This is a genomic window from Salmonella sp. NW645, assembly GCF_051703725.1.
In the GTDB taxonomy this organism is placed as follows: Bacteria; Pseudomonadota; Gammaproteobacteria; order Enterobacterales; family Enterobacteriaceae; genus Salmonella; species Salmonella enterica.
Genome location: NZ_JAMMKR010000001.1, coordinates 578099 through 604306, shown reverse-complemented (window position 1 = coordinate 604306; position 26208 = coordinate 578099). Strand labels below are relative to the sequence as shown.

Sequence of the window (26208 nt, the reverse complement as noted above, 5' to 3'; positions counted from 1 at the left end):
AGATTTATATAAACTGGCTAACATGTGGCAAAAGTCTATACTTTATCAGCCATTTAGAGGTAGGAGAGATAATGACTAATTTGAAAGCAGTTATACCGGTAGCAGGGTTGGGTATGCACATGTTGCCTGCCACCAAGGCAATCCCAAAAGAGATGCTACCGATCGTCGACAAGCCAATGATTCAGTACATTGTCGATGAGATTGTGGCTGCAGGGATCAAAGAAATCGTACTGGTGACTCACGCGTCTAAAAACGCCGTTGAGAACCACTTCGACACCTCTTATGAACTTGAATCACTTCTTGAGCAGCGCGTTAAGCGCCAACTTCTGGCGGAAGTGCAATCTATCTGCCCACCGGGCGTGACGATTATGAACGTTCGCCAGGCGCAGCCGTTAGGACTGGGGCACTCTATTCTGTGCGCGCGTCCGGTCGTGGGCGATAACCCTTTCATTGTGGTACTCCCGGATATTATTATTGATGATGCTACCGCCGATCCGCTGCGCTATAACCTTGCGGCGATGGTGGCGCGTTTCAATGATACGGGGCGTAGCCAGGTGCTGGCGAAGCGCATGAAAGGTGATTTATCGGAGTATTCCGTTATCCAGACGAAAGAGCCGCTGGATAATGAAGGCAAAGTCAGCCGGATTGTGGAGTTTATCGAAAAACCGGATCAGCCGCAGACGCTGGATTCCGATTTGATGGCGGTAGGCCGTTATGTGCTTTCAGCCGACATCTGGACGGAACTGGAAAGAACTGAACCGGGTGCCTGGGGTCGTATCCAGCTCACCGATGCCATTGCTGAGCTGGCGAAAAAACAGTCGGTTGACGCGATGCTAATGACGGGCGATAGCTATGACTGTGGTAAAAAAATGGGCTATATGCAGGCATTTGTGAAGTACGGGCTCCGTAACCTGAAAGAAGGGACGAAGTTCCGTAAGAGCATAGAGCAGTTGTTACATGAATAAGCATTAACAACCATGATAAATGGTTGTGACAAAAATAATAACGGCAGTGAACATTCGAGGCGGCAAGTTGGCTGAAACGAGTGTTGACTGCCGTTTTAGTTTTGTATAAAAGGCTTAAGTAACAAGGGGTTATCTGGAGCATTTTAATGCTGATTTTATAAGATTTATCCTTGTTTCTAACGGCAATTGATAAGACAATTGGCGTTTAAGTTTTAGTGAGCTTTGCCCTGTATGGGCGAGGTTTGTAACAAGTCGATATGTACGCAGTGCACTGGTAGCTGATGAGCCAGGGGCGGTAGCGTGTGTAACGACTTGAGCAATTAATTTTTATTGGCAAATTAAATACCACATTAAATACGCCTTATGGAATAGAAAAGTGAAGATACTTATTACTGGCGGGGCAGGTTTTATTGGATCAGCTGTTGTTCGCCATATTATTAAGAATACACAGGACACTGTAGTTAATATTGATAAATTAACCTACGCCGGTAATCTTGAATCCCTTTCTGATATTTCTGAAAGTAATCGCTACAATTTTGAACACGCGGATATTTGTGATTCCGCTGAAATAACGCGCATTTTTGAGCAGTACCAGCCGGACGCGGTGATGCATTTGGCTGCGGAAAGTCATGTGGACCGTTCGATTACCGGGCCGGCAGCATTTATTGAAACCAATATCGTTGGCACCTATGTACTTCTTGAAGTTGCGCGTAAATACTGGTCTGCGCTTGGCGAAGATAAAAAAAATAATTTTCGTTTTCATCATATTTCCACTGATGAAGTTTACGGCGATTTACCGCATCCTGATGAAGTTGAAAACAGCGTTACGCTGCCGTTATTTACTGAAACGACGGCATATGCGCCAAGTAGCCCCTATTCTGCGTCAAAAGCATCCAGCGATCATTTAGTCCGTGCCTGGCGGCGTACCTATGGTCTACCAACGATCGTTACCAATTGTTCTAATAACTATGGCCCTTATCACTTCCCTGAAAAACTGATTCCGTTGGTCATTTTGAACGCACTGGAAGGAAAGCCTTTGCCAATTTATGGCAAAGGGGATCAGATTCGCGATTGGCTATATGTAGAAGATCACGCTCGCGCGCTTCATATGGTAGTGACTGAAGGCAAGGCAGGGGAGACTTATAACATTGGTGGCCACAATGAGAAGAAAAATCTCGATGTGGTATTTACCATCTGTGATCTGCTGGATGAGATTGTACCCAAAGCGACTTCTTATCGTGAACAAATCACTTATGTTGCGGATCGTCCAGGCCATGATCGCCGTTATGCCATTAATGCTGATAAAATTAGCCGTGAGTTAGATTGGAAACCTCAGGAAACTTTTGAAAGTGGTATTCGTAAAACTATTGAGTGGTATTTAAATAATACTGAATGGTGTCGTCGAGTTCAGGATGGTAGCTATCAACGTGAGCGTTTAGGATTAGAATAAAATGAAAGGTATTATTTTAGCAGGTGGATCAGGCACTCGTTTATATCCGATTACAATGGGAGTTTCAAAACAATTACTGCCTGTTTATGATAAACCAATGATCTATTATCCACTGTCTGTTTTAATGTTGGCTGGAATACAAGACATTTTGCTTATTACTACGCCCGAAGATCAGCAGAGTTTTGTCAGATTACTTGGTGATGGCAATCAGTTCGGTATTAATATTTCATATGCAATGCAACCAAGTCCAGATGGTTTAGCGCAGGCATTTATTATTGGCGAAAATTTTATCGGTCAGGATTCGGTATGCCTTGTACTAGGGGATAATATTTTCTTTGGACAGGGATTTACTCCTAAACTAAAAATTGCTAGTGAGAGAATATGCGGTGCGACAATATTTGGATATCAGGTTAGGGATCCTGAAAGGTTTGGAGTTGTTGAATTTGATCGGGAATTTAAAGCTCTAAGTATTGAGGAGAAACCGATTAATCCAAAATCTAATTGGGCAGTGACTGGGTTATATTTTTATGACAATAAAGTTATAGAAATAGCAAAAACTATCGAGCCTTCCTCTCGCGGTGAACTCGAAATTACCACGCTAAATGCAGTTTATTTGGATAATAATGCCCTAAATGTAGAATTACTTGGTCGCGGTTTTGCTTGGCTAGATACAGGCACCCACGATAGCTTAATTGAAGCGGGCACTTTTGTTGAAACTGTCCAGAAAAGACAAGGAATGATGGTGGCTTGTCTGGAAGAAATTGGTTGGAGAAATGGGTGGCTTACAAAGGAAAATTTATTTGAAAGAGGACAGCAGTTCTGTAAAAATCATTATGGTCAGTATTTATTAAAATTAGTAGGGTAAATTATGAATGTCCAACTTATCCCATTACAGGTACATGGTGATGAAAGAGGCACCCTTATTTCTTTAGAAAGAGATAAAAATATAGATTTTGAAATCAGACGGGTGTATTACATCTTTGATACTAAACAAGGAGTTGTTAGAGGATTCCATGCACATAAAAATCTAAAACAATTAATTATTCCTGTCAGAGGGTCGTGCCGTTTTATTTTAGATGATGGATATGAAAGGGTTAGTATTCTCTTAGATAATCCTTCACAAGGATTACTTGTTAATTCTCTAATCTGGAGAGAAATGTCGGATTTTTCTGATGATTGTGTATTGATGATATTAGCCAGCAATGAATATGATGAATCTGATTACATTAGAGATTATGAAGTATTTAAATTGGCGGTGGGATGATGTTTATACATAGACTAAGCGATGTCCAATCACAATCTATAGGTGAAGGTACCAATGTATGGCAATTTGTTGTTATTCTTAAAAATGCCAAAATTGGTAGAAATTGCAATATATGTACGAACTGCTTTATAGAAAATGATGTTATCATTGGAGATTCTGTGACTATAAAGTCTGGAGTTTATATTTGGGATGGAGTAAGGATACATAATAATGTCTTCATTGGTCCTTGTGTTGCCTTTACAAATGATAAATATCCACGTTCCAAGAATCATGATACCCAATTTTTTGAAACTGTAATTGGGGAAAATTCTTCGATTGGTGCTAATTCGACTATTCTTCCCGGTATTAAAATTGGTCGTAACTGTATGATTGGGGCTGGGGCTGTTGTGACAAAAGATGTGCCTGATAATGCTCTGGTTGTAGGTAATCCCGCAAACATCGTGAAGTTTTTGGAGGTTCAATGATCCCTTTTCTAGACCTACAGAAGTCCAATGCTCGTTATAAGGATGAATTAATCAAAGCCGCAACCAGAGTTATTGAAAGTGGATGGTACATTTCAGGTTCGGAATTGAATGCTTTTGAGGAAAATTTTGCAAAATACTGTAACGTGAAACATGCCATAGGTGTGGCGAATGGACTTGATGCCTTAACGTTAACTCTCAAGGCATGGCAGGAGCTAGGTAAAATAAAACAGAATGATGAAGTACTTGTTCCTGCCAATACATATATTGCTTCAATTCTCGCAATAAGTGAGGCAGGTTTAAGGCCAGTACTAATTGAACCAAACGAGTTTAGTTATAATATATCGATTGACAATATCAAATCTAAAGTTACAGTCAATACGCGCGTTATACTTCCCGTGCATCTCTATGGATTAATTTCACCAATGGATGAAATTATGCACTTTGCAAAAGAGCATAATCTTTTAGTATTGGAGGATAGTGCACAAGCACATGGTGCTTCCATTAATGGAAAAAAAGCGGGAAGTTGGGGGGATGCCGCTGGATTTAGTTTTTATCCAGGTAAAAACCTTGGTGCATTAGGTGACGCCGGAGCGATCACTACTAATGATACTAAATTAGCCGACGTTGTAAGTTACTTGAGAAATTATGGTTCAAAAACAAAATATAAGCATGAGTATAAAGGTGTAAATAGTAGACTAGACGAAATTCAGGCCGCATTTTTGAATGTAAAATTAACATATCTTGATAACGATATTTTTATAAGACGCAGTATAGCAAATCGATATTTAAGCGAGATAAATAATGATTCAATAACTCTTCCAGCAATTTCCTGCGAAGAGAATCATGTGTGGCATCTTTTTGTTGTTAGAGTAAAAAATAGAGACATATTTCAACGCTATCTGGAAGACAATGATATCCAAACCGTAATTCATTATCCAACACCACCACATCAACAACAGGCTTATAACGAACTTCATGATTTAAGTCTCCCTCTTAGTGAAGAACTACATCATGAGGTGGTTTCTATACCAATGGATCCCACTCTTACAGAAGAGCAAGTTAGTTATGTAATTGATACTTTAAATAAATTTGATTGTTAATCATGAACTTAATAAAAGTCAGTTTTTATAATGGGATTTCTGTAATAATAAAAATGCTGGCTATGCTAGGACTTAATAAAGTCCTAGCTGTTTACGTCGGCCCCAGTGGTTACGCGGTAATAGGGCAGTATCAGAGTTTTGTGCAAACACTTTCAGCATTTTCTGCGGGAGCAATTTCGAATGGCATTACGAAATATACAGCCCAAAGTGTAAATGATGAAAATAAACTTATAGATGTATGGAAGACCGCGGGAACAGTCAGTATAGTTTCTAGTCTATTGGTTTCATTAATTATAGTATTGTTTTTTAAAGATATAAATCATTCCATTTTTAATAATAAAATCGATAGTGATATTTCATATTGGCTCGCAGGTTCTTTTATATTTATGATGTTGAATAGCTATTTAATGGCTATTCTTAACGGAATGAAGGCAGTAAGAGCTTATATACTTCTCAACATAACTAGCAGTCTTTTAGTATTGATTATAACTGGTTTTTTAACATTTTTTTTAGGGTTAAAAGGTGCTTTGATTGCATTAACAATAAATCAATCATTAAACTTTATTATAACCTTTACTTATTTTGTAAAGCAGAAATGGTTTCAAATTCGCTTTTTAATGGGGAATGTTAATAGAGCTATAGTTAATGGGCTTAGTCGGTTTGCTTTTATGGCTTTGTTCTCATCTTTAGCTGTGCCACTTACTCAAATGTTTCTTAGGAATCTGATAGGTACTAATATATCTTGGGAAGTATCTGGGTATTGGGAAGCTATTAATCGAATAAGTACAATAAATATTATGTTGGCAACAACTACATTAACTATTTATTATCTCCCAAAACTATCTGAAACGCATGAAAAAAATGAATACAAATATGAATTAATAAATATATTGAAATTATTAATACCGATAACTGCTATTGGTTGTTTCTGTGTCTATTATCTAAAGTTTTATATCATAAATATTCTCTTTACGCCTTCATTTTATAATATGTCTCCGTTGTTTGGCTGGCAAATGGTTGGGGATTTTTTTAAGGTCATTAGTTGGATTTTTTCTTTTGCATTACTAACGAAAGAAAAATGGAAAATATTCATAACATGTGAAATTTTATCGGCGATTACTCTTGCTACTTCAACAAGCGTGATTATATATTTTTTATCATGGCATTATCTTTCTTTAGCCTACACTATAACATATTTCTTATATCTTGCATTTACAGCGTACTTTTTTTATCAAAAAATATACCTAAAGGCATCTTAGATGGAGTTTACTATAAATTTACTCATAATTTTATTGAGTTTTATTCCCGGTTACTACTTGGGGGTCTTTTATTTTAAACGACTTAATTATTATTGCGTCCTTTTTTGGACTATGTTCTTATTTTGTGTTGTGGGATCGTTTATAATATATTCTGGCATAATGGACAATTCATTTTTTGTCGAACCGATTGCGAATAATACAAAAGCAAAGAACCTTGGCCTTTTTATTACCACTATTTCTTTTTTTATATTTTTTCTTGCTGCTTTTATTGTTGAGATTTTTTATTCATTCTACACAAAAAATACCACTAGCAAAGTGAATTGGGATAGGTACTACTCACGTTTGATACTTAATAGTAATAGCCTACTCATGTTAGTCTTATTTTTACTGTCGTGTATGCTGATTTTATATTATATAGTATCAATATACCCTGCCCCACTATTTATGGTACTCAAAGGAGCTTCTGCGGAAGAAATTGCCATTCGAAGATTAGAAGTGACAAAAGATTATTCAGGAATCGGTTATTTCAAAACATTGGCTGGAATATTACCAACAATTTTTTCATATTATTGTTTTATTTCATATTTAAAATTCAAGAAACACTTTTTTATTTTTATCATTACTTTATTTCTCTCTATGTTAACATTAATTATAAATGGAGAGAAAGCACCGCTAGTTTTTTATTTTTTGGGGCTTTTAGTGTCATATTCATCTGTAAAAGACATTAGTAAAAAGATTTACTTTTTTGCGCTGTTATTAATATTTTCTTTGATTTTTTTGATGTATATTATTCTTTTTCAGTTTGATAGCTCAGATTATCTTCTGTATATACTTATTGAGAGATTATTTATTGCTCAGGAAGCCGCTGTATTCTATGCGGCAGATTACTTTTCAAGCCATAATGTTTTGGGTCTATCCAGTATGGATACGATTTTTAATAAATTATTGAATATTACTCCAGCACCTAGAGCATCAGAGATTTTCATGTACCAATATCTGCCAACAATGGTTGAAAATGGTGGTTGGAATGTGAATGGATTTTTTGCTCACGAAACTTTCTCCAATTTTGGTTACATAGGGGTTGTTTTTGGAAGTTTTTATGGTGGCATAGTAAATAGTTTGTTGTGTATATTTTTCCGGACAAGAAAAAAGACATTATTAACAATGAGTTTTTATAGCTTTTTCATCGTTTCCGTAACTACGGTTATCAGTAATTTTAATGCGATGTTATTTAATACACAATTAATATTAATATTTATTATTTATATTTTATTGTCTTTTCTCGATAGGGGAGGTAAATATCATGTATCAAAGTGATAAGGTTTCTATAATTATAATATCTTATAATCATGGTCAATTTATAAAAGATGCGATTGAAAGTGTATTGTGCCAAACATATAAAAATATTGAACTTGTTATTGTAGATAACAACTCTTCGGATAATACATCAGACATACTTAAAAACTATCAAAAAATTGATAATGTAAAATTAATTTTTCTGAAAAATAACGCTGGTATTACAGGTGGAATTAATGAAGGACTAAAAAATATTAGTGGGGAGTTTGTAAGTTTCTTTGCTAGTGATGACATTATGATCTCAAATAGAATTGAACTTCAGGTTAATGCCTTAAAAAATGCCCCTGAAGCTGCTGCTTGTTTTGGTAATATGATCAGAATTAACGACGATGGCTCAATTAATAAAGGAGGGCTATTACCTAAGGTAGGCTTTAAATGGTGGACTCTCAATGATCTAATTACAGATAGAATTTGTTTGTACTCTCCAACTCAACTGTACCGAGCAAGTCTTTTTATTAATAACGCAGTTATTTTTCCAAAAGAAATTAGGATTGAAGATATTTGGCTTTATTTTAAACTTCTAAATGCAGGTTACAAATTTATCACAATACCTTACCTTCTGACAATGTATCGTATTCATAGTAATAATACCCATACGCATTATAAGATGATGATGTTAGAAAAAATAAAGATCTTAAACGATTATAAAGATAAAGAATTTTATAGTAGAGCTCTTCGATTCATCTATCTGGAACATTTTTCAAATTTTGGCTCAACTTCGAAGAAAGATGCTCTGGGACTCCTTCCAAAAGTTATGCTCAGCATTAAATCTAAGTATTTATATATTGGATTAGCTAGACTTTTTTTTGATTGGAGACAGTAATGTTTAAGCATGTATACGTTGATCTATGTGATACTCTAATTAAAGGTAACACAACGTTCATGTTCTTGGATTCTTTCTTTACTCATAACTATAATCGCTATTATTGGTTTTATAGAAAAATTAGCTCGTCATTTATCATGAGAGCCATATTTAAGTTGTTATTTACAGCTAAAATCGATCTTAATAGAAGGATTGCGATTCGCTTTTTAAACGGATACAGTAGAAATTCACTTAAGATTCATGTGCAATGGATGCTTGCTAATAATCTTTTTATAAAGAATAAAGAACTCGCTGATGTCATCCAATTGGCTAAGAATAAGCAAATACCTGTGACAATTATTTCCGCTTCTTTAGATTTTATTGTTGAGGTAATTGCTTCACATTTATCCCTTAATTATTTTTGTAGTCAACTGGTGTATAAAAATGAGTTGTGTCAAGGGGTGATTATTGATGATCTCCTTTTTAGTAAAAATAAAATATTCGATGAGATTGAGAAAGATGCAGTTTCCTACTGTTTTATTAGTGATAACATTCAGGATGTCGAAATATTAAAATTATGTAGCCATGGGTATGGTGTCCCTACTTTGAAAAATGAAAAAGTATTCATAAAAAATGGTATTGAATTTATCAATTATGATAAACTTATTAACATGATAAAAATGGATGATTATGAAAGAGTATAACATTTTTTATATTCCATTCTGGTATTCACAACAAACTAGATTTAGGGCAGTTACAAGATTTTTTTCATGGATTATAATTTATCTAATTCCTGTTCTTCTATCTTTTATGTTTCTATCTCCGATAGTTAATTTTATTTATTTATTGAAATCATTTCTTGGTATCCTTTTAGTGTATAATCTTTATGAGATTGGGTATATATATAATGATACTGAAACGATAAAAAATGAAGTATCGCCAACATTGCGGCTTGGATATTCTCAGTTACAATTTTATGAAAGAAACAAGAAAACTATTTATTTTTTTCGTTTTACTATCGCAATATCTTTAACAATTATTATTTTTTTTTCATATGAGAATTCTTTGACTTTTTTGTTAGCAAGTTGGTTCATAATACCTACATATGTAGTTTATAATTCAGTCAGGAATAGATTAAATATACCACTACATTTCGTATTAGTGACATTGCGATATTGTTCACCAGTGTTATTGTTTTCTGGGGTTAATAATGTTAGCGTTTTTTTTATAATGATTTTATTATTTCCTCTTATCAATACCTTTGAAAGATGTGCCGAGAATAGATTCGGGCTAAGCTTTTTTAAGACATTTTTATTGACTAATAAAAAAAACGGCCGCTATATTTATTACATGATTCTCTTGATTGGTGGTATTTTTTGTTATTATTATTTTAAGACTTATGTATGCTTTGTTTTTTCATGTTATGCATTCTACTATATGATGTTTAGGTTTTTATATACGCAGGTGAATATTAATGTGTGATAGTGCAAAATCGTTTAGCGTATTGATGTCTTTATACTATAAAGAAAGTCCAGTTTATCTTGAAGCGTGTTTCGCAAGTCTTGCAAATCAATCGTTGTTGCCTGCCGAGATTATATGCGTTTTTGATGGACCACTTAGTGCTGAACTGGAAGGTGTGGTTTCAAAATGGAGTGGCAGCCTGAATATTAATATAGTAAGAATTCCGGTTAATGTTGGTTTAGGTAGCGCTCTCAACAAAGGTCTTGCACAGTGTTCATTTAATATCGTTGCTAGAATGGATACTGATGATATTTGCCATAAAGACCGTTTTTTAAAACAAATATCTTATCTTCAACAACATCCAGAAGTTGGGTTGTTGAGTTCTACTATTGGTGAATTTAAAAACTCAATTAACGACGTTTATGCTTTTCGTAAATTACCATTAACACATCAAGAAATTTTGCGATTTGTTAAAAAAAGAAATGCGTTCAACCATATGGCTGTTGTATTTAAAAAAGATTTGGTTATCAGTGCTGGTGGTTACCAGCATGAGTATTTATATGAAGACTATGCGCTTTGGATGCGCATGATACAAAATGGTGTTATCACAGCTAATTTATCTGATGTATTAGTATTTGCTAGAACTGGAAATGGAATGTCTGCCAGACGTGCAGGTTTGAAATATGCAAAGTCAGAATTTTCAGTACAAGTTGATTTTTACAAAAAAGGTTATTTGACTTTCCCTGAGTTAATAAAAAATCTTTTAATTCGACTTCCTTTTCGACTTTTACCTGTCCCATTATTGTCAATATTATATTCTACAATACTACGTAGATAGCTATTAAATATATTTCTTTAAGTATAAAGTATAATTGTATGTAAATGTAATTTAGGGATAATTGCATATAAATATTTATTATAACCTTTTGATTGTTTTCAGCGCATAGTGCCAAAAAGCATTTACTTTTAATCGTGATTAATTCATGTTTATTTTTATATTAATAATAAAATAGTTGTCTTAAGTCATGCTTAAACATTGTTTTATCGAGTCAACTTGAGTTAAGATTTACAATGCATTTCAAGCCGCGCTCTCGTCGCGCGGTGACCACACCTGACAGGAGTATGTAATGTCCAAGCAACAGATCGGCGTCGTCGGTATGGCAGTGATGGGGCGCAATCTCGCGCTCAACATCGAAAGCCGTGGTTATACCGTATCCGTTTTCAACCGCTCCCGTGAAAAGACCGAAGAAGTGATTGCAGAGAATCCCGGCAAAAAGCTGGTGCCTTATTACACGGTGAAAGAGTTTGTTGAATCCCTCGAAACGCCTCGTCGTATCCTGTTAATGGTGAAAGCGGGCGCAGGTACTGATGCTGCTATCGATTCGCTGAAACCGTATCTGGAAAAAGGCGATATCATTATTGATGGCGGTAACACCTTCTTCCAGGACACAATCCGTCGCAATCGCGAGCTGTCTGCGGAAGGTTTTAACTTTATCGGTACCGGTGTTTCCGGTGGTGAAGAGGGCGCGCTGAAAGGGCCATCTATCATGCCTGGCGGTCAGAAAGATGCCTATGAACTGGTGGCGCCGATCCTGACGAAGATTGCTGCTGTGGCGGAAGATGGCGAACCGTGCGTGACCTATATCGGCGCCGATGGTGCGGGTCACTACGTCAAGATGGTCCACAATGGTATTGAATATGGCGATATGCAGCTTATCGCTGAAGCTTACTCCCTGCTGAAAGGCGGCCTGAACCTCAGCAATGAAGAGTTGGCGAACACTTTTACTGAGTGGAATAACGGCGAGCTGAGCAGTTATCTGATCGACATCACTAAAGACATCTTCACTAAAAAAGATGAAGACGGTAATTACCTGGTGGATGTCATTCTTGATGAAGCCGCCAACAAAGGGACCGGTAAATGGACCAGCCAGAGCGCGCTGGATCTGGGCGAACCGCTGTCGCTGATTACCGAATCTGTCTTTGCGCGTTACATCTCTTCGTTGAAAGCGCAACGTGTTGCCGCATCTAAAGTGCTCTCCGGGCCGAAAGCGCAACCGGCAGGCGACAAAGCGGAATTTATCGAGAAAGTGCGTCGCGCGCTGTATCTTGGCAAGATCGTCTCCTATGCGCAGGGCTTCTCGCAGCTACGCGCCGCGTCTGATGAATATCACTGGGATCTCAACTACGGCGAGATTGCTAAGATTTTCCGTGCGGGTTGTATCATTCGCGCTCAGTTCCTGCAGAAAATCACCGATGCTTACGCAGAAAACGCTGGTATTGCCAATTTGCTGTTAGCGCCTTACTTCAAGAAAATTGCTGATGAGTACCAGCAGGCGCTGCGTGATGTCGTGGCTTACGCGGTGCAGAACGGCATTCCAGTGCCGACATTCTCTGCGGCAGTTGCCTACTATGACAGCTATCGCGCCGCAGTACTGCCAGCTAACTTAATTCAGGCGCAGCGTGACTACTTTGGTGCGCACACCTATAAACGTACTGATAAAGAAGGTGTTTTCCATACCGAATGGTTGGAATAATTTCTGCAAAAATGTTTAAGCCCGGTTTAATACCGGGCTTTTTTTATCTCTATTCTTATTGATTTATCGCTTTTACTTAATATTAACTTAATAATCTGTGTTTATCGTAATGAAGATAATCTGAATTGTTTTCGTCTGCGTTGCACTTTATATACTCAGGCGTTAAAACTTTAATATCTTATCAGGATGCGAAATACATCATGATTCATAATTAAGTTAATTCTGAGAGCGAATAATGAAAATCACGATATCCGGGACGGGTTATGTTGGCTTGTCTAATGGTTTGCTTATTGCACAACATCATGATGTGGTGGCGTTAGACATTGTTCCTTCCCGTGTTGAACTGTTAAATGATCGGATATCTCCGATTGTTGATAAAGAAATTCAGCAATTTTTAAAGGAAGATAACATCAGATTCAGGGCAACGCTGGATAAGTTTGATGCGTACCAGAATGCAGATTACGTCATCATTGCTACGCCTACGGATTACGATCCCAAAACCAACTATTTTAATACGTCCAGTGTGGAATCGGTCATTCAGGATGTGATCAGCATCAACCCCGCAGCCGTGATGATTATTAAGTCTACGGTGCCGGTTGGCTTCACGGCGGCAATGCGTCAGAAGTTTGCGACAGAAAATATCATTTTCTCTCCGGAGTTTTTACGTGAAGGTAAAGCCCTTTACGATAACCTTTATCCCTCCCGTATCGTGATTGGGGAACAGTCTGAGCGCGCCAGAGAATTTGCCGCATTACTCCAGGAAGGCGCTATTAAACAGGAGATTCCGACGCTGTTTACGGACTCCACTGAAGCGGAAGCCATTAAACTTTTCGCCAATACTTATCTCGCTATGCGAGTCGCTTATTTTAATGAATTAGACAGCTATGCTGAAACGTTAGGATTAAATACCCGACAAATTATTGAAGGGGTGTGCCTCGATCCGCGTATTGGCAATCATTATAATAATCCCTCTTTTGGTTATGGCGGATATTGTTTGCCAAAAGATACCAAACAGTTGCTGGCTAATTATCAGTCGGTGCCTAATAATATTATCTCCGCTATCGTTGAAGCAAACCGTACGCGTAAAGATTTTATTGCCGACGCTATCCTCGCCAGAAAGCCTAAAGTGGTGGGCATTTATCGCCTGATTATGAAGAGTGGCTCCGATAACTTCCGCGCCTCATCGATTCAGGGGATTATGAAGCGCATTAAAGCGAAAGGCGTAGAGGTCATCATCTATGAGCCGGTAATGGAAGAAGATACTTTCTTTAACTCACGTCTTGAACGTGATTTGCACTGCTTTAAACAGCAGGCGGATGTCATTATTTCCAACAGGATGGCGGCAGAGCTTTTGGATGTTGCTGAAAAAGTGTATACCCGCGATCTTTTCGGTAGTGATTAATAAGGCAATCGGGGCTGATGAGTCCCGATGATTTATTGACCAAATGGAAATAATGTCTGATTTTTATCATTAATCCTATGGCATATATTTGCTTTATGACTACACTGTCTCCAGCTTCATCCTTTTTTTAGTTAGGGTATCTATGACAGTGGATAGTAATACGTCTTCCGGGCGTGGGAACGATCCGGAACAGATTGATTTGATTGAGTTATTGCTACAGTTATGGCGTGGGAAGATGACCATTATTGTAGCCGTTGTTATCGCCATTTTGCTGGCCGTAGGCTACCTGATGATAGCCAAAGAAAAATGGACATCCACGGCGATTATTACCCAACCTGATGCCGCGCAGGCTGCCACCTATACCAACGCGCTCAACGTCTTGTATGGCGGGAATGCTCCCAAAATCTCTGAAGTGCAGGCGAATTTTATAAGCCGCTTTAGCTCTGCGTTTTCCGCATTATCGGAAGCGCTGGATAATCAGAAAGAGCGGGAAAAGCTCACCATTGAACAGTCGGTAAAGGGGCAGGCGCTGCCACTCTCGGTTTCTTATGTGAGTACTACCGCTGAAGGGGCGCAGCGTCGGCTGGCGGAATATATCCAACAGGTGGATGAAGAGGTCGCTAAGGAACTGGAAGTTGACCTGAAAGATAACATCACGCTGCAAACCAAAACGTTGCAGGAGTCTCTTGAGACGCAGGAAGTTGTGGCGCAGGAACAAAAAGATCTGCGTATTAAGCAAATCGAAGAAGCGTTGCGTTATGCGGATGAGGCCAAAATCACGCAGCCGCAGATTCAGCAAACCCAGGATGTTACCCAGGACACGATGTTCCTGCTGGGCAGCGATGCGCTGAAATCGATGATACAGAACGAAGCGACGCGTCCACTGGTCTTTTCTCCGGCCTATTACCAGACGAAGCAGACACTGCTGGACATTAAAAATCTGAAAGTGACTGCCGATACGGTGCACGTCTATCGTTATGTGATGAAGCCGACGCTGCCGGTCCGTCGCGATAGCCCGAAAACAGCCATTACTCTCGTGCTGGCAGTGTTGCTGGGCGGGATGATCGGCGCCGGGATTGTGCTGGGACGCAATGCGCTACGTAGCTATAAGCCAAAAGCCTTGTAAGCTTCTTTGCCGGATGGTGGGTTGGCTTCGAAAGGTAAAATTTCTCACTAAAAAACCGGGCATTGCCCGGTTTTTTTATGCTTATTGATGACGCTTACGAAGATTGTCGATCACGGCGGTGAGGTTGAGATCCTGATCCTGCAACAGCACCAGCAGGTGGTACATCAAGTCAGACGCTTCATTGGTTAATTCAAAACGATCATTGACGGTGGCCGCCAGCGCGGTTTCCACACCTTCTTCGCCAACTTTTTGCGCAATACGTTTAGTACCGCTGGCGTACAGTTTCGCCGTGTAAGAGCTGGCCGGATCGGCGGTTTTGCGCTCTGCCAGTAGCTGCTCCAGTTGATACAGGAATAACCATTGATGGCTGGCGTCGCCAAAGCAGCTACTGGTACCTTTGTGGCAGGTCGGCCCGACAGGGTTTGCCAGCACCAGCAGTGTATCGTTGTCGCAATCCGGCGCAATGCTGACGACATTCAGCACATGGCCTGAGGTTTCACCTTTGGTCCATAAACGCTGTTTCGTGCGTGAGAAGAACGTGACATGGCCGGATTCAATGGTTTTGTCCAGCGCTTGTGGGTTCATATAGCCCAGCATCAATACTTCGCCGGATACCGCATGTTGCACGATGGCTGGCATCAGGCCATCGGTTTTTTCCCAGTCCAGCTCGCGGCATTGTTGCTCTGTTAACATATCCTGATCTCCACGCCCTGGCCTGCCAGGTACGCTTTTAATTCGCCAATATTGATGATTTGCTTGTGAAAAACGGAGGCGGCAAGCGCGCCGTCGACATCGGCATCACGGAATGCCTCAAGAAAGTGTTCCATCGTGCCCGCGCCGCCGGAGGCGATCAGCGGCACGCGGCAAACGTCACGGACTTTTTTCAACTGCGTCAGATCGTAACCGTTACGCACGCCGTCCTGGTTCATCATATTCAGGACGATTTCCCCCGCGCCGCGCTGTTGTACCTCTTGCACCCAATCCAGTGTCTCCCACTGCGTCACGCGGGTACGGTTTTCATCGCCGGTATACTGGTTAACATGATATTTCCCCGTGGCGTTGTCAAACCAGGTATCAATCCCGACGACAATGCACTGTACGCCAAAACGGTCAGCCAGACGGGTAATCAGCGTTGGGTCAGCCAGCGCCGGGGAGTTGATAGAGATCTTATCCGCCCCGAAAGAAAGAATTTTGGCGGCGTCGTCAATTGACCGGATACCGCCCGCTACGCAAAACGGAATGTCGATCACCTCGGCAACGCGCGCCACCCAGCTTTTATCGACTACGCGACCATCGCTGGAGGCGGTAATGTCATAGAACACCAGTTCGTCCGCGCCTTCGTCGGCATAGCGTTTGGCCAGCGGAACGATATCGCCAATGATCTCATGGTTGCGAAACTGTACGCCTTTCACCACCTGACCATCACGAACGTCCAGACACGGAATTATACGTTTTGCCAGCATTGGATGGCCTCCTTAACGGTAAATTTCCCTTCTAACAGCGCGCGCCCGACAATCACGCCGCGCACGCCGGTGCCGCGCAGGGCGGCAATATCATCGATATCGCCAATACCGCCGGAGGACTGAAAGGCGATTTGCGGATATCTGGTGCATACCTCTTCGTACAGAGAAACGTTAGAGCCCGCCAGCGTGCCGTCGCGGGAAATATCGGTACACAGTACATGTTTCAGGCCGACGGGGAGATAGGTCTCCACCAGTTGTTCCAGCGAGACGCCGGAATTTTCCTGCCAGCCGCTAACCGCCACCTGCTTATTGCCGTGTTCGTCTATGCGAACGTCCAGCGCCAGCACCAGCGCCTGCGCGCCAAAACGTTCAAACCAGCCTTTCACCACGTCAGGGGATTTCACCGCCGTTGAACCGATGACCACACGGGCAACGCCAGCTTTCAGTAATGCCGCAACGTCTTCTTCGGTACGCACGCCGCCGCCGACCTGAACAGGCACGTTCACGCCCGCGACCAGGGTTTTAATCAGCGGTATCTGTCGCTTCGCCGGATCTTTAGCGCCGGTCAGATCTACCAGATGCAGCACCCCAGCGCCCTGGGCGGCGTAATCCTGCAAACGGGGCAGGGGATCGTTACCGTAATCCCGCTGGCGGGCGTAGTCGCCCTGATGGAGACGCACCACGGTGCCGTCAATTAAATCTAATGCCGGAATAATCATTACATCTCCAGGAAGTTTTTCAGCAACTGTGCACCCGCCGCGCCCGAACGTTCCGGGTGGAACTGTACGCCGAAGAAATTATCTTTCTGTACCGCTGCGGTAAACGGCTCGCCGTAATTGCACTGGGCGATAGTCCACGGGTTGACCGGCATCGCGTAGCTGTGAACAAAGTAAAAATAGGCGCCATCTTCAATGCCCTGAAACAGCCGGTTGCCCGCCTGCGGATACACGCGATTCCAGCCCATGTGCGGCAGCGGCAGACCAAAGTCGGTCATTTTCGGCACGTCTTGCTCGATAATGTTCAGCAGATCCACGCCGCGCGTCTCTTCGCTGCGACGACCCAGCAGTTGCATCCCTAAGCAGATACCCAGTACCGGCTGAGTACACGCTTTAATTAAGTCGATCAGTTCACGTTCGCGCAGTTGATCCATAGCGGCCTGCGCCGTGCCGACGCCGGGCAGAAAGAGTTTGTCAGCGCGTAATACGATTTCCGCTTCGCGGCTGACCACCGGGGTGTAACCGTGGCGCGCCACGGCGGATTTTACCGAGCTTAAATTGGCGCAGCCGGTGTCAAGGATGACGACGTTCATCACAGCACTCCTTTCGAGGACGGTAATGTATCGCCCTCCACGCGAATAGCCTGGCGTAGCGTCCGACCAAAGGCTTTAAACAAACTTTCGACACGGTGGTGATCGTTCTTACCCTTAGTCTTGAGATGCAGAGTGACGCCCATCGTGTAAGAGAGTGAGCGGAAAAAGTGTTCAATCATCTCTGTGCTCAAATCGCCCACACGCTGGTAGGTAAATTCAGCTTTATATTCCAGATGCGGACGACCGGAAATATCCAGCGCGCAGCGCGCCAGACATTCATCCATCGGCAGTACAAAGCCAAAACGGCAGATACCGCGCTTGTCGCCGAGTGCCAGTTTTAATGCCTCACCGAGCGCCAGTCCGGTATCTTCTACCGTGTGGTGATCGTCGATATAGAGATCGCCCTTAACGGTAATCTCCATGCGAAAGCCGCCGTGGGTGGCGATTTGATCGAGCATATGGTCAAAGAAGCCGACGCCGGTATTAATCTTGCTGTTGCCTTCGCGATCCAGCCAGACGCTGACATCAATCTGTGTCTCTTTGGTGTTGCGGACCACATGCGCATAGCGATCGCGTTTCGTTAGCTGTTCGCCAATCATCGTCCAGTTCAGCGTTTCACGGTGATAGCGTAAACCAGTAATGCCCATGTTATCAGCGAGCTGGATATCGGTCGCACGATCGCCAATCACATAGCTGTTGGCGCTATCCATCGCTTGTTCCGCAAGATAACGCTCCACCAGCTTCACTTTGGGCTTGCGGCACTCGCAATCGTCTGCGGGCAGGTGAGGGCAGATCAGCACCTCATCAAAGCGTACGCCCTGAGAGGTGAAAATCTGCATCATCAGGTTGTGCGGTCCGTCGAAGTCCGCCTGCGGGAAGCTTTGCGTGCCAAGACCATCCTGGTTAGTGATCATCACCAGCTTAAAACCGGCTTTTTGCAGCTTCAGCAATACGGGAATCACCTCTGGCTCAAAGGCCAGTTTATCAAAGCGGTCTACCTGAAAATCGCTTGGCGGTTCGGAAATCAATGTTCCGTCCCGGTCGATGAAAAGATACTTCTGACTCATACTGGCTCCGCACGTAAGGCGTCAATGACGCGCTGGTTTTCCTGGCGGGTGCCGACCGTAATCCGCAGGCAGCCGCTTAAAGAAGATTGTTTATTCTGATCGCGTAAGATAATGCCCTGATCCCATAAGGATTTAAACACGCTGCTGGAGGCAGTAAATCGCGCCAGAATATAGTTGGTTTCAGAGTCAAAGACGTGTTCTACGCAGGCGGTCTGTTGCAGGGCATTCACCAGATACTGACGTTCCTGCACTGTCTGCGCCACGCGATCGCGCATTGCGTTTATTCCCTGCGGACTCAGCGCCTGGGCGGCGATATCCGCCACTGGCGTAGAAAGCGGATAAGGGGCGATCACTTTTAACAGCAGGTTGATCACCTCTTCATTAGCCAGAGTAAAGCCGCAGCGCAGACCCGCCAGCGCAAAAGCTTTCGACAATGTGCGCAGGATAACCAGATGAGGATATTCAACCAGCCAGCCTGTCAGCGTGGCCTGTGGGCAAAACTCAATATAAGCTTCGTCGGCGACGACTATCGCTTTACCGCGTGTCAACTCCAGCAGCGTGCGCAGATCCTGCGGGTTGATAAGTTGTCCGGTAGGATTATTGGGGCTACAAACGAACACCACTTTTGTGCCGTCAAGGTTGTCGGAAATCCCCTGTAGATCCAGCTGCCAGTTTTCAAGCGCGGGAACCGTCCGGCGCTCTACGCCAATAGTTTCGGCGCTGACGCTGTACATACCGTAAGTGGGCGGACAGTAGAGAATGGCGTCTTTCCCCGGTTCGCAGAAGGCGCGGATCACCAGCTCGATCCCTTCATCCGCGCCGCGGCTGACCAGCACCTGCTCCGGCTTTACGCCAGCATATTGCGCGTAGTTTTCAATCACGGCCTTTGGCTGGCATTCCGGGTAGCGGTTAAGCGTTTGTTGGGTGAGCTGAAACTCCACCGCTGTCGGGAATTCATTCGCGTTCAGCCAGACATCGCCGTTACCGCCCAGACGGCGGGCGGACTGATACGGTACCAGGTTGCGGACATTTTCACGGGCTAAGTCAGCGACGCTGAGAGTATTTTCAGTGCTCATGCTTGCTCCTTGAGGGCGTTTACGCGCAGGGTCACGGCATTTTTATGGGCGGTCAGACGTTCTGCCGCCGCCAATGTTTCAATGGTTGATGCCAGAGCGGAAAAGCCCGCTTTCGACAGTTCCTGAACGGTCATCCGTTTCTGGAAATCCGCTAACCCAAGGCTGGAACAGGTAGCAGTATAGCCATAGGTCGGTAAAACATGGTTGGTTCCGGAAGCGTAATCACCGGCGGATTCCGGCGACCAGTCGCCGAGGAATACCGAGCCTGCGCTGGTAATCGCATCCACCAAATCGCGCGCATTGCGCGTCTGGATAATTAAGTGTTCCGGCCCATACTGATTAGAGATGGCGACGCACTGCGCTAAATCTTTGGTCACAATCAGACGACTGGCGCTCAGGGCCTGCCGGGCGGTGTCCGCGCGCGGCAGCTCCGCCAGTTGACGTTCTACCGCCTCCGCCACCTTGCGGGCAATGTCAGCATCAGGCGTCAGCAGGATCACCTGCGAATCCGGACCGTGCTCAGCCTGGGAGAGCAGGTCAGAAGCGACGAAATCCGGTGTTGCGCCGCTGTCGGCGATCACCAGTACTTCAGACGGCCCGGCTGGCATATCGATAGCCGCGCCGTCGAGGCGCTGGCTGACCTGACGCTTGGCTTCGGTTACAAAGGCGTTGCCGGGGCCAAAAATTTTATCCACTTTCGGTACGGACTCGCTGCCGAAGGCCAGAGCGGCAATCGCCTGCGCGCCGCCGACGTTAAAGATTTCCTGCACGCCACACAGTTGCGCCGCATAGAGGATTTCATCAGCGATGGGCGGCGGCGAGCACAGAACCACGTTCTGACATCCCGCAATGCGCGCCGGCGTCGCCAGCATCAGCACCGTTGAGAAGAGCGGAGCCGAGCCGCCGGGAATATACAGACCGACAGACGCGACGGGACGCGTAACCTGCTGGCAACGCACGCCTGGCTGGGTTTCTATATCTACTGGCGGTAGCGTCTGCGCGGAATGGAACGTTTCAATATTTTTGACGGCCGCGGCCATCGCCTGTTTTAGTTCGTCGCTCAGACGCGCGCCGGCGGCGGCGATCTCTTCAGGGGTGACGCGTAGCGCTGTCACTTCTGTTTTATCAAATTTAGCGCTGTATTCACGCAGGGCATCGTCACCGCGCGTTTTTACATTATCCAGAATATCGCTGACCGTCCGGGTAATACTGTCAGAGGCGGAAATCGCCGGACGCGTCAGCAGCGCACGCTGCTGCTCAGGGCTACAGCTGTTCCAGTCAATCAGGGTATTGAAGCTCATGGTCTTTACTCCATCACAGGGTTCCGCCTTATCCGGCCTACTGAACCCAAAATATCAACGCATTACGTAGGCCTGATAAGCGCAGCGCCATCAGGCGTCAGATCACTCCATCATCTTCTCGATCGGCAGTACCAGAATCGAGCTGGCGCCAAGCGCTTTCAGTTTCTCCATGGTTTCCCAGAACAGCGTTTCGCTGCTGACCATGTGCATCGCCACGCGCTGTTGCTCGCCCGCCAGCGGCAGAATTGTCGGCCTTTCAGCGCCTGGCAGCAGGGCGATAACCTCTTCCAGGCGTTCGCTTGGCGCGTGCATCATGATGTATTTCGATTCGCGCGCCTGAATCACGCCCTGAATACGGGTCAGCAATTTATCGATCAGCTCTTGCTTGCTCTGTGCCATCTCACCGTCGCGCTGAATCAGACAGGCTTTAGAGCGGTAGATAACTTCGACTTCACGCAGGCCGTTAGCTTCAAGCGTCGCGCCGGTAGAGACCAAATCGCAGATAGCGTCGGCCAGCCCCGCGCGCGGCGCGACTTCGACAGAACCATTTAACAGACACGATTTAAAAGAGACGCCTTTCTGGTCGAGGTAGCGTTTGAGGAGGTGCGGATAAGAGGTAGCGATACGTTTACCGTCCAGCGCGGCCGGGCCGTCCCAGGCTTCGTCAACCGGCGTTGCCAGCGATAAACGGCAGCCGCCGAAGTCAAGACGGCGCAGGGTAAAATAGCGCGGATCTTCGCCCTGCGCGCGGCGGTTGAGTAGCTCTTCTTCCAGCACGTTCTCGCCGATAATGCCGAGATCGACCACGCCATCCATCACCAGACCCGGAATGTCATCATCACGCACGCGCAGGATATCAATCGGCATGTTTTCCGCCATCGCAATCAGGCGCTGAGTGTGTAAATTAATTTTTATGCCGCAGCGGGCCAGCAATTCTCGTGAATCATCGCTTAAACGGCCTGATTTCTGAATAGCTATGCGTAAGCGAGTGTTGTCTAACATTCTGCGTTCCTCTTTATCCTGTCTGAACCGGTCTGTATCGCGCGCCAAAAAAAAGCCCCCGGAAGATGATCTTCCGGGGGCTTTCTCATGCGTTCATGCACCACTGGAAGATCTGAATGTCTTCCAGCACACATCGCCTGAAAGACTAGTCAGGATGATGGTGATGATGGTGGTGTTTAAATTGAACGCGTGTCATAAAAATTCCGATGAATGCTTATTCATTTGATACCTTTTAACCTAAACCACTTTTACGCCTTAAAGCAAGCGCTTTTTTCATTTCGCATTTATAGTATGAATTGTCAGTCACGGCGGGCTGGCGTAGCCTTATGTATAAGGCGTTAAAGTCAGGAGAAAATGGATGAAAAAGGTCGCAATTGTCGGTTTAGGTTGGTTAGGCATGCCGCTGGCAATGTCGCTGGCAGCGAGAGGCTGGCAGGTTACCGGCAGCAAAACCACCCTTGACGGGGTGGAAGCGGCCCGTATGAGTGGAATTGAAAGCTATCCGCTGCGTCTGGAGCCGGAGCTGGTCTGTGAGGCGGACGATCTTGACGCTCTGCTGGATGTCGATGCGCTGGTGATAACACTGCCCGCGCGCCGTAGCGGTCCGGGAGAGGATTTTTATCTGCAGGCGATGCAGGAGCTGGTCGACAGCGCGCTGGCTTATCGTATCCCGCGTATTATTTTTACCAGTTCGACGTCTGTTTACGGCGATGCGCAAGGCGTGGTGAAAGAGAATACGCCGCGTAATCCGGTCACGGCCAGCGGGCGTACCCTGAAGGAACTGGAAGATTGGCTGCATAATCTGCCGGGCACGTCAGTGGATATTCTGCGGCTGGCGGGGTTGGTCGGGCCTGGACGCCACCCCGGACGTTTCTTTGCTGGAAAAACCGCGCCGGATGGTCAACACGGGGTCAATCTGGTGCATCTTGAAGACGTGGTTGGCGCAATTACCCTCTTGCTACAGGCGCCAAAAGGAGGGCACATCTATAATATATGTGCGCCGGCGCATCCAGCCCGCAACGTGTTTTATCCGCAAATGACGCGCTTGCTGGGAATAGCGCCGCCGCATTTTCGTGACGCACCGGACAACGGCAAAGGGAAGATTATCGACGGTAGCCGGATTTGTAATGAGCTGGGATTTGAATATCAATATCCCGATCCGCTGGTGATGCCGATGGAGTGAGTCGCTGTCCAGCAGGTGGTCGCCATATAGCGCAAGGGGACGAGTATGAAACCACTGCTGGACGTTCTGATTATTCTTGATGCGTTAGAAAAAGAAGGCAGCTTCGCGGCGGCGTCGGCAAAATTATTTAAAACGCCGTCCGCCCTTAGTTATACCGTTCATAAGCTGGAAAACGATCTTAATATCCAACTGCTCGACCGTAGCGGGCATCGCGCGCGATTTACGCGAACCGGTAAGATGCTACTGGAAAAAGGCCGTGAAGTGCTGCACACCGTTCGCGAGCTGGAAAAGCAGGCGATTAAACTGCATGAAGGCTGGGAGAACGAACTGGTCATCGGTGTGGATGATACCTTTCCCTTTTCTCTTCTGGCCCCGCTTATCGACGCTTTTTATCAACGCCACAGCGTGACGCGCCTTAAATTTGTTAATGGCGTTCTCGGCGGTTCATGGGAGACGCTGACGCAGGGAAGGGCGGATATCATTGTTGGCGCCATGCGCGCGCCGCCGCCTGACACAGGCTTTGGCTTTGCAAGACTGGGCGATCTTGAACTGGTGTTTGCTGTCGCTCCGCATCATCCGCTGGTTCATGAAGAGGAACCGCTTAGCCGCCAGACGATCAAACGTTTTCGCGCGATTGTGGTTGGCGATAGCGTCCATTCCTCGCGATCAATAGGGTCTGAACTGCTCGACGCTCAGGAAGCGATTACCGTGTTTGATTTTAAAACCAAGCTGGAGCTGCAAATTAGCGGCCTGGGATGCGGCTATTTACCGCGTTATCTGGCGCAGCGATTTTTGGAAAGCGGCGCGCTTATAGAGAAGAAAGTTGTAGCGCAAATCGTCTATGAACCGGTGTGGGTTGGCTGGAATGAACAGACCGCCGGGCTGGCCAGCGGCTGGTGGCGGGATGAAATTTTAGCAAATAATGCTATTGCTGGGGTGTATGCAAAATCGCCGGTTTAAAAATCAATCGCTTATGAAAAATAATTTTTTGAACGCGCTCGCATTCTCTTGTCATTTCACTTCAATTTAGGGCAGAATACGCCGCTTGCAAAAAATGACACTAACCGACGTTTTAATACGCGTCGGTTATTTTTTTGCTTCAAACACATCATTCAATACCAAGAGGCCGGGCTTCGTACCGGATAGATACTTACTTAAAAATCGACAGTTGTTGTCGCTGAGGAATCCAGAAAATGGGGCAATTTTTTGCTTACGCGACGGCATTCGCCGTAAAGGAGAATGACCATGTCGCATAACGTTACTCCAAACACCTCTCGCGTGGAATTACGTAAAACGCTTACGTTAGTTCCGGTTGTAATGATGGGTCTTGCCTATATGCAGCCGATGACGCTGTTCGATACATTTGGTATCGTTTCAGGCCTCACTGACGGTCACGTACCGACGGCGTATGCATTCGCGTTAATCGCGATTCTGTTTACAGCGTTGAGCTACGGGAAACTGGTGCGTCGCTACCCTTCCGCGGGTTCGGCGTACACCTATGCCCAGAAATCCATCAGCCCGACCGTTGGCTTTATGGTGGGTTGGTCTTCTCTGCTCGATTATCTGTTCGCGCCGATGATCAACATTCTGTTGGCGAAAATTTATTTTGAAGCGCTGGTGCCCTCCATTCCGTCATGGGTGTTTGTCGTGGCGCTGGTGGCCTTTATGACGGCCTTTAACCTGCGCAGCCTCAAATCGGTCGCTAACTTCAACACCGTGATTGTAGTGCTACAGGTGGTGCTGATTGCGGTCATTCTGGGCATGGTGGTTTATGGCGTATTTGAAGGCGAAGGCGCCGGTACGCTGGCGAGCACCCGTCCGTTCTGGTCCGGCGATGCGCACGTTATCCCGATGATTACGGGAGCGACGATCCTGTGCTTCTCCTTTACCGGCTTTGACGGCATCAGTAACCTGTCGGAAGAGACCAAAGATGCTGAGCGCGTGATCCCGCGTGCGATTTTCCTGACCGCGCTGATTGGCGGCCTGATCTTCATCTTTGCAACCTATTTCCTGCAATTGTACTTCCCGGATATCTCTCGCTTTAAAGATCCGGATGCGTCTCAGCCGGAAATCATGCTGTACGTGGCGGGTAAAACCTTCCAGGTGGGCGCGCTGATCTTCTCTACTATCACCGTACTGGCTTCCGGTATGGCGGCGCATGCAGGCGTAGCGCGCCTGATGTACGTAATGGGGCGTGACGGCGTATTCCCGAAAAGCTTCTTCGGTTACGTTCATCCGAAATGGCGTACGCCAGCGATGAACATCATCCTGGTCGGGGCGATCGCGCTGCTGGCGATTAATTTTGACCTGGTGATGGCGACGGCGCTGATTAACTTTGGTGCGCTGGTCGCGTTTACCTTCGTTAACCTGTCGGTGATTTCGCAGTTCTGGATCCGTGAGAAGCGTAATAAAACGTTGAAAGATCACTTCCAGTATCTGTTCCTGCCTATGTGCGGTGCGCTCACGGTTGGTGCGTTGTGGGTTAACCTGGAAGAGAGCTCAATGGTACTGGGCCTGATCTGGGCGGGTATCGGGCTGATTTATTTGGCGTGCGTAACTAAAAGCTTCCGCAACCCGGTTCCACAGTACGAAGACGTCGCGTAATCGCGCGTATTATTGGTAAT

Annotated in this window: 27 protein-coding genes and 1 other annotated feature; of the genes, 18 read left to right on the top strand and 9 right to left on the bottom strand. The window is 44.9% G+C overall.

What is annotated here, in order from left to right:
* Nucleotides 1-71: 71 nt before the first annotated feature.
* The 14 genes from galF (at nt 72) to wzzB (ending at nt 15183) form a co-directional block, all read left to right on the top strand.
* The gene (galF, locus tag NA389_RS03175) at nt 72-965 is read left to right on the top strand and encodes a GalU regulator GalF (protein WP_001667086.1); all 894 of its coding nucleotides are present in this window, start codon (nt 72-74) and stop codon (nt 963-965) included.
* Nucleotides 966-1341: 376 nt separating this feature from the next.
* The gene (rfbB, locus tag NA389_RS03170; protein WP_000697847.1) at nt 1342-2415 is read left to right on the top strand and encodes a dTDP-glucose 4,6-dehydratase; all 1074 of its coding nucleotides are present in this window, start codon (nt 1342-1344) and stop codon (nt 2413-2415) included.
* 1 nt (nt 2416) lies between these two features.
* Nucleotides 2417-3280: a glucose-1-phosphate thymidylyltransferase RfbA gene (rfbA, locus tag NA389_RS03165; RefSeq protein WP_001667087.1), complete on the top strand. Its 864-nt coding sequence runs from the start codon at nt 2417-2419 to the stop codon at nt 3278-3280.
* Nucleotides 3281-3283: 3 nt separating this feature from the next.
* Nucleotides 3284-3679, top strand: coding sequence for a sugar 3,4-ketoisomerase (locus tag NA389_RS03160; protein ID WP_001102659.1), 396 nt, complete (start codon nt 3284-3286; stop codon nt 3677-3679).
* Nucleotides 3679-4143 carry an acyltransferase gene (locus NA389_RS03155; protein ID WP_000469855.1) on the top strand — a complete coding sequence of 155 codons (465 nt, stop codon included), beginning with the start codon at nt 3679-3681 and terminating at the stop codon, nt 4141-4143. Before NA389_RS03160 ends, NA389_RS03155 begins: the two co-directional genes overlap by 1 nt.
* Nucleotides 4140-5243 (top strand): DegT/DnrJ/EryC1/StrS family aminotransferase, encoded by a 1104-nt coding sequence (locus tag NA389_RS03150; RefSeq protein WP_000612010.1) that lies wholly within the window; start codon nt 4140-4142, stop codon nt 5241-5243. The genes NA389_RS03155 and NA389_RS03150 overlap by 4 nt, the downstream gene beginning before the upstream one ends.
* A gap of 2 nt (nt 5244-5245) precedes the next feature.
* Nucleotides 5246-6502: an O-antigen translocase gene (locus NA389_RS03145; RefSeq protein WP_024134647.1), complete on the top strand. Its 1257-nt coding sequence runs from the start codon at nt 5246-5248 to the stop codon at nt 6500-6502.
* Entirely contained in the window at nt 6503-7819 is a 1317-nt protein-coding gene (locus NA389_RS03140; RefSeq protein ID WP_000397237.1) for an O-antigen polymerase, read from the top strand.
* Nucleotides 7806-8681 (top strand): glycosyltransferase family 2 protein, encoded by an 876-nt coding sequence (locus NA389_RS03135; protein WP_000284881.1) that lies wholly within the window; start codon nt 7806-7808, stop codon nt 8679-8681. The genes NA389_RS03140 and NA389_RS03135 overlap by 14 nt, the downstream gene beginning before the upstream one ends.
* Entirely contained in the window at nt 8681-9364 is a 684-nt protein-coding gene (locus tag NA389_RS03130) for a haloacid dehalogenase-like hydrolase (RefSeq protein ID WP_000472517.1), read from the top strand. Before NA389_RS03135 ends, NA389_RS03130 begins: the two co-directional genes overlap by 1 nt.
* 770 nt (nt 9365-10134) lie before the next feature.
* Complete coding sequence (locus NA389_RS03125; protein WP_000332896.1) at nt 10135-10959, top strand: glycosyltransferase; 825 nt, start codon at nt 10135-10137, stop codon at nt 10957-10959.
* Nucleotides 10960-11248: 289 nt separating this feature from the next.
* Nucleotides 11249-12655 (top strand): NADP-dependent phosphogluconate dehydrogenase, encoded by a 1407-nt coding sequence (gene gndA, locus NA389_RS03120; protein WP_000043533.1) that lies wholly within the window; start codon nt 11249-11251, stop codon nt 12653-12655.
* A 235-nt stretch (nt 12656-12890) separates the two neighbouring features.
* Nucleotides 12891-14057 (top strand): UDP-glucose 6-dehydrogenase, encoded by a 1167-nt coding sequence (gene ugd / locus NA389_RS03115; RefSeq protein WP_000704825.1) that lies wholly within the window; start codon nt 12891-12893, stop codon nt 14055-14057.
* A gap of 142 nt (nt 14058-14199) precedes the next feature.
* Nucleotides 14200-15183: an LPS O-antigen chain length determinant protein WzzB gene (gene wzzB / locus NA389_RS03110; protein ID WP_000215264.1), complete on the top strand. Its 984-nt coding sequence runs from the start codon at nt 14200-14202 to the stop codon at nt 15181-15183.
* Between the two features lie 81 nt (nt 15184-15264).
* Here the strand turns inward: wzzB and hisIE are convergent, their stop codons facing one another.
* From hisIE to hisL, 9 genes are all read right to left on the bottom strand, one after another.
* Nucleotides 15265-15876: a bifunctional phosphoribosyl-AMP cyclohydrolase/phosphoribosyl-ATP diphosphatase HisIE gene (gene hisIE, locus NA389_RS03105; RefSeq protein ID WP_000954826.1), complete on the bottom strand. Its 612-nt coding sequence runs from the start codon at nt 15874-15876 to the stop codon at nt 15265-15267.
* The gene (gene hisF, locus NA389_RS03100) at nt 15870-16646 is read right to left on the bottom strand and encodes an imidazole glycerol phosphate synthase subunit HisF (protein ID WP_000880129.1); all 777 of its coding nucleotides are present in this window, start codon (nt 16644-16646) and stop codon (nt 15870-15872) included. The genes hisIE and hisF overlap by 7 nt, the downstream gene beginning before the upstream one ends.
* Nucleotides 16628-17365: a 1-(5-phosphoribosyl)-5-[(5-phosphoribosylamino)methylideneamino]imidazole-4-carboxamide isomerase gene (gene hisA / locus NA389_RS03095; protein WP_000586408.1), complete on the bottom strand. Its 738-nt coding sequence runs from the start codon at nt 17363-17365 to the stop codon at nt 16628-16630. Before hisA ends, hisF begins: the two co-directional genes overlap by 19 nt.
* A complete protein-coding gene (gene hisH / locus NA389_RS03090; protein ID WP_001103591.1) occupies nt 17365-17955 on the bottom strand; it encodes an imidazole glycerol phosphate synthase subunit HisH in 591 nt (196 codons plus the stop codon). Before hisH ends, hisA begins: the two co-directional genes overlap by 1 nt.
* Nucleotides 17955-19022, bottom strand: a complete 1068-nt coding sequence (gene hisB / locus NA389_RS03085; protein WP_000080051.1) for a bifunctional histidinol-phosphatase/imidazoleglycerol-phosphate dehydratase HisB — start codon at nt 19020-19022, stop codon at nt 17955-17957. The genes hisH and hisB overlap by 1 nt, the downstream gene beginning before the upstream one ends.
* Nucleotides 19019-20098: a histidinol-phosphate transaminase gene (gene hisC / locus NA389_RS03080; protein WP_079917087.1), complete on the bottom strand. Its 1080-nt coding sequence runs from the start codon at nt 20096-20098 to the stop codon at nt 19019-19021. Before hisC ends, hisB begins: the two co-directional genes overlap by 4 nt.
* The gene (hisD, locus tag NA389_RS03075) at nt 20095-21399 is read right to left on the bottom strand and encodes a histidinol dehydrogenase (RefSeq protein ID WP_000009617.1); all 1305 of its coding nucleotides are present in this window, start codon (nt 21397-21399) and stop codon (nt 20095-20097) included. Before hisD ends, hisC begins: the two co-directional genes overlap by 4 nt.
* Nucleotides 21400-21501: 102 nt before the next feature.
* Complete coding sequence (hisG, locus tag NA389_RS03070; protein ID WP_000886599.1) at nt 21502-22401, bottom strand: ATP phosphoribosyltransferase; 900 nt, start codon at nt 22399-22401, stop codon at nt 21502-21504.
* 46 nt (nt 22402-22447) lie between these two features.
* Nucleotides 22448-22571: a sequence feature (His leader region), on the bottom strand.
* Nucleotides 22547-22597 (bottom strand): his operon leader peptide, encoded by a 51-nt coding sequence (gene hisL, locus NA389_RS03065; protein WP_001364200.1) that lies wholly within the window; start codon nt 22595-22597, stop codon nt 22547-22549. (Overlaps the previous feature by 25 nt.)
* Nucleotides 22598-22759: 162 nt before the next feature.
* Here hisL and NA389_RS03060 point away from each other — a divergent pair, with 162 nt between their 5' ends.
* The 4 genes from NA389_RS03060 to plaP all read left to right on the top strand — a co-directional run bounded on the left by NA389_RS03060 (nt 22760) and on the right by plaP (nt 26188).
* Nucleotides 22760-23584: an SDR family oxidoreductase gene (locus NA389_RS03060; protein ID WP_000754711.1), complete on the top strand. Its 825-nt coding sequence runs from the start codon at nt 22760-22762 to the stop codon at nt 23582-23584.
* A gap of 45 nt (nt 23585-23629) precedes the next feature.
* Nucleotides 23630-24544, top strand: a complete 915-nt coding sequence (locus NA389_RS03055) for a LysR family transcriptional regulator (protein ID WP_000803316.1) — start codon at nt 23630-23632, stop codon at nt 24542-24544.
* 233 nt (nt 24545-24777) lie between these two features.
* Nucleotides 24778-24840: a membrane protein YoeI gene (gene yoeI / locus NA389_RS03050; RefSeq protein WP_096335044.1), complete on the top strand. Its 63-nt coding sequence runs from the start codon at nt 24778-24780 to the stop codon at nt 24838-24840.
* Nucleotides 24830-26188, top strand: coding sequence for a putrescine/proton symporter PlaP (gene plaP / locus NA389_RS03045; protein ID WP_001519005.1), 1359 nt, complete (start codon nt 24830-24832; stop codon nt 26186-26188). Before yoeI ends, plaP begins: the two co-directional genes overlap by 11 nt.
* Nucleotides 26189-26208 lie beyond the last annotated feature (20 nt).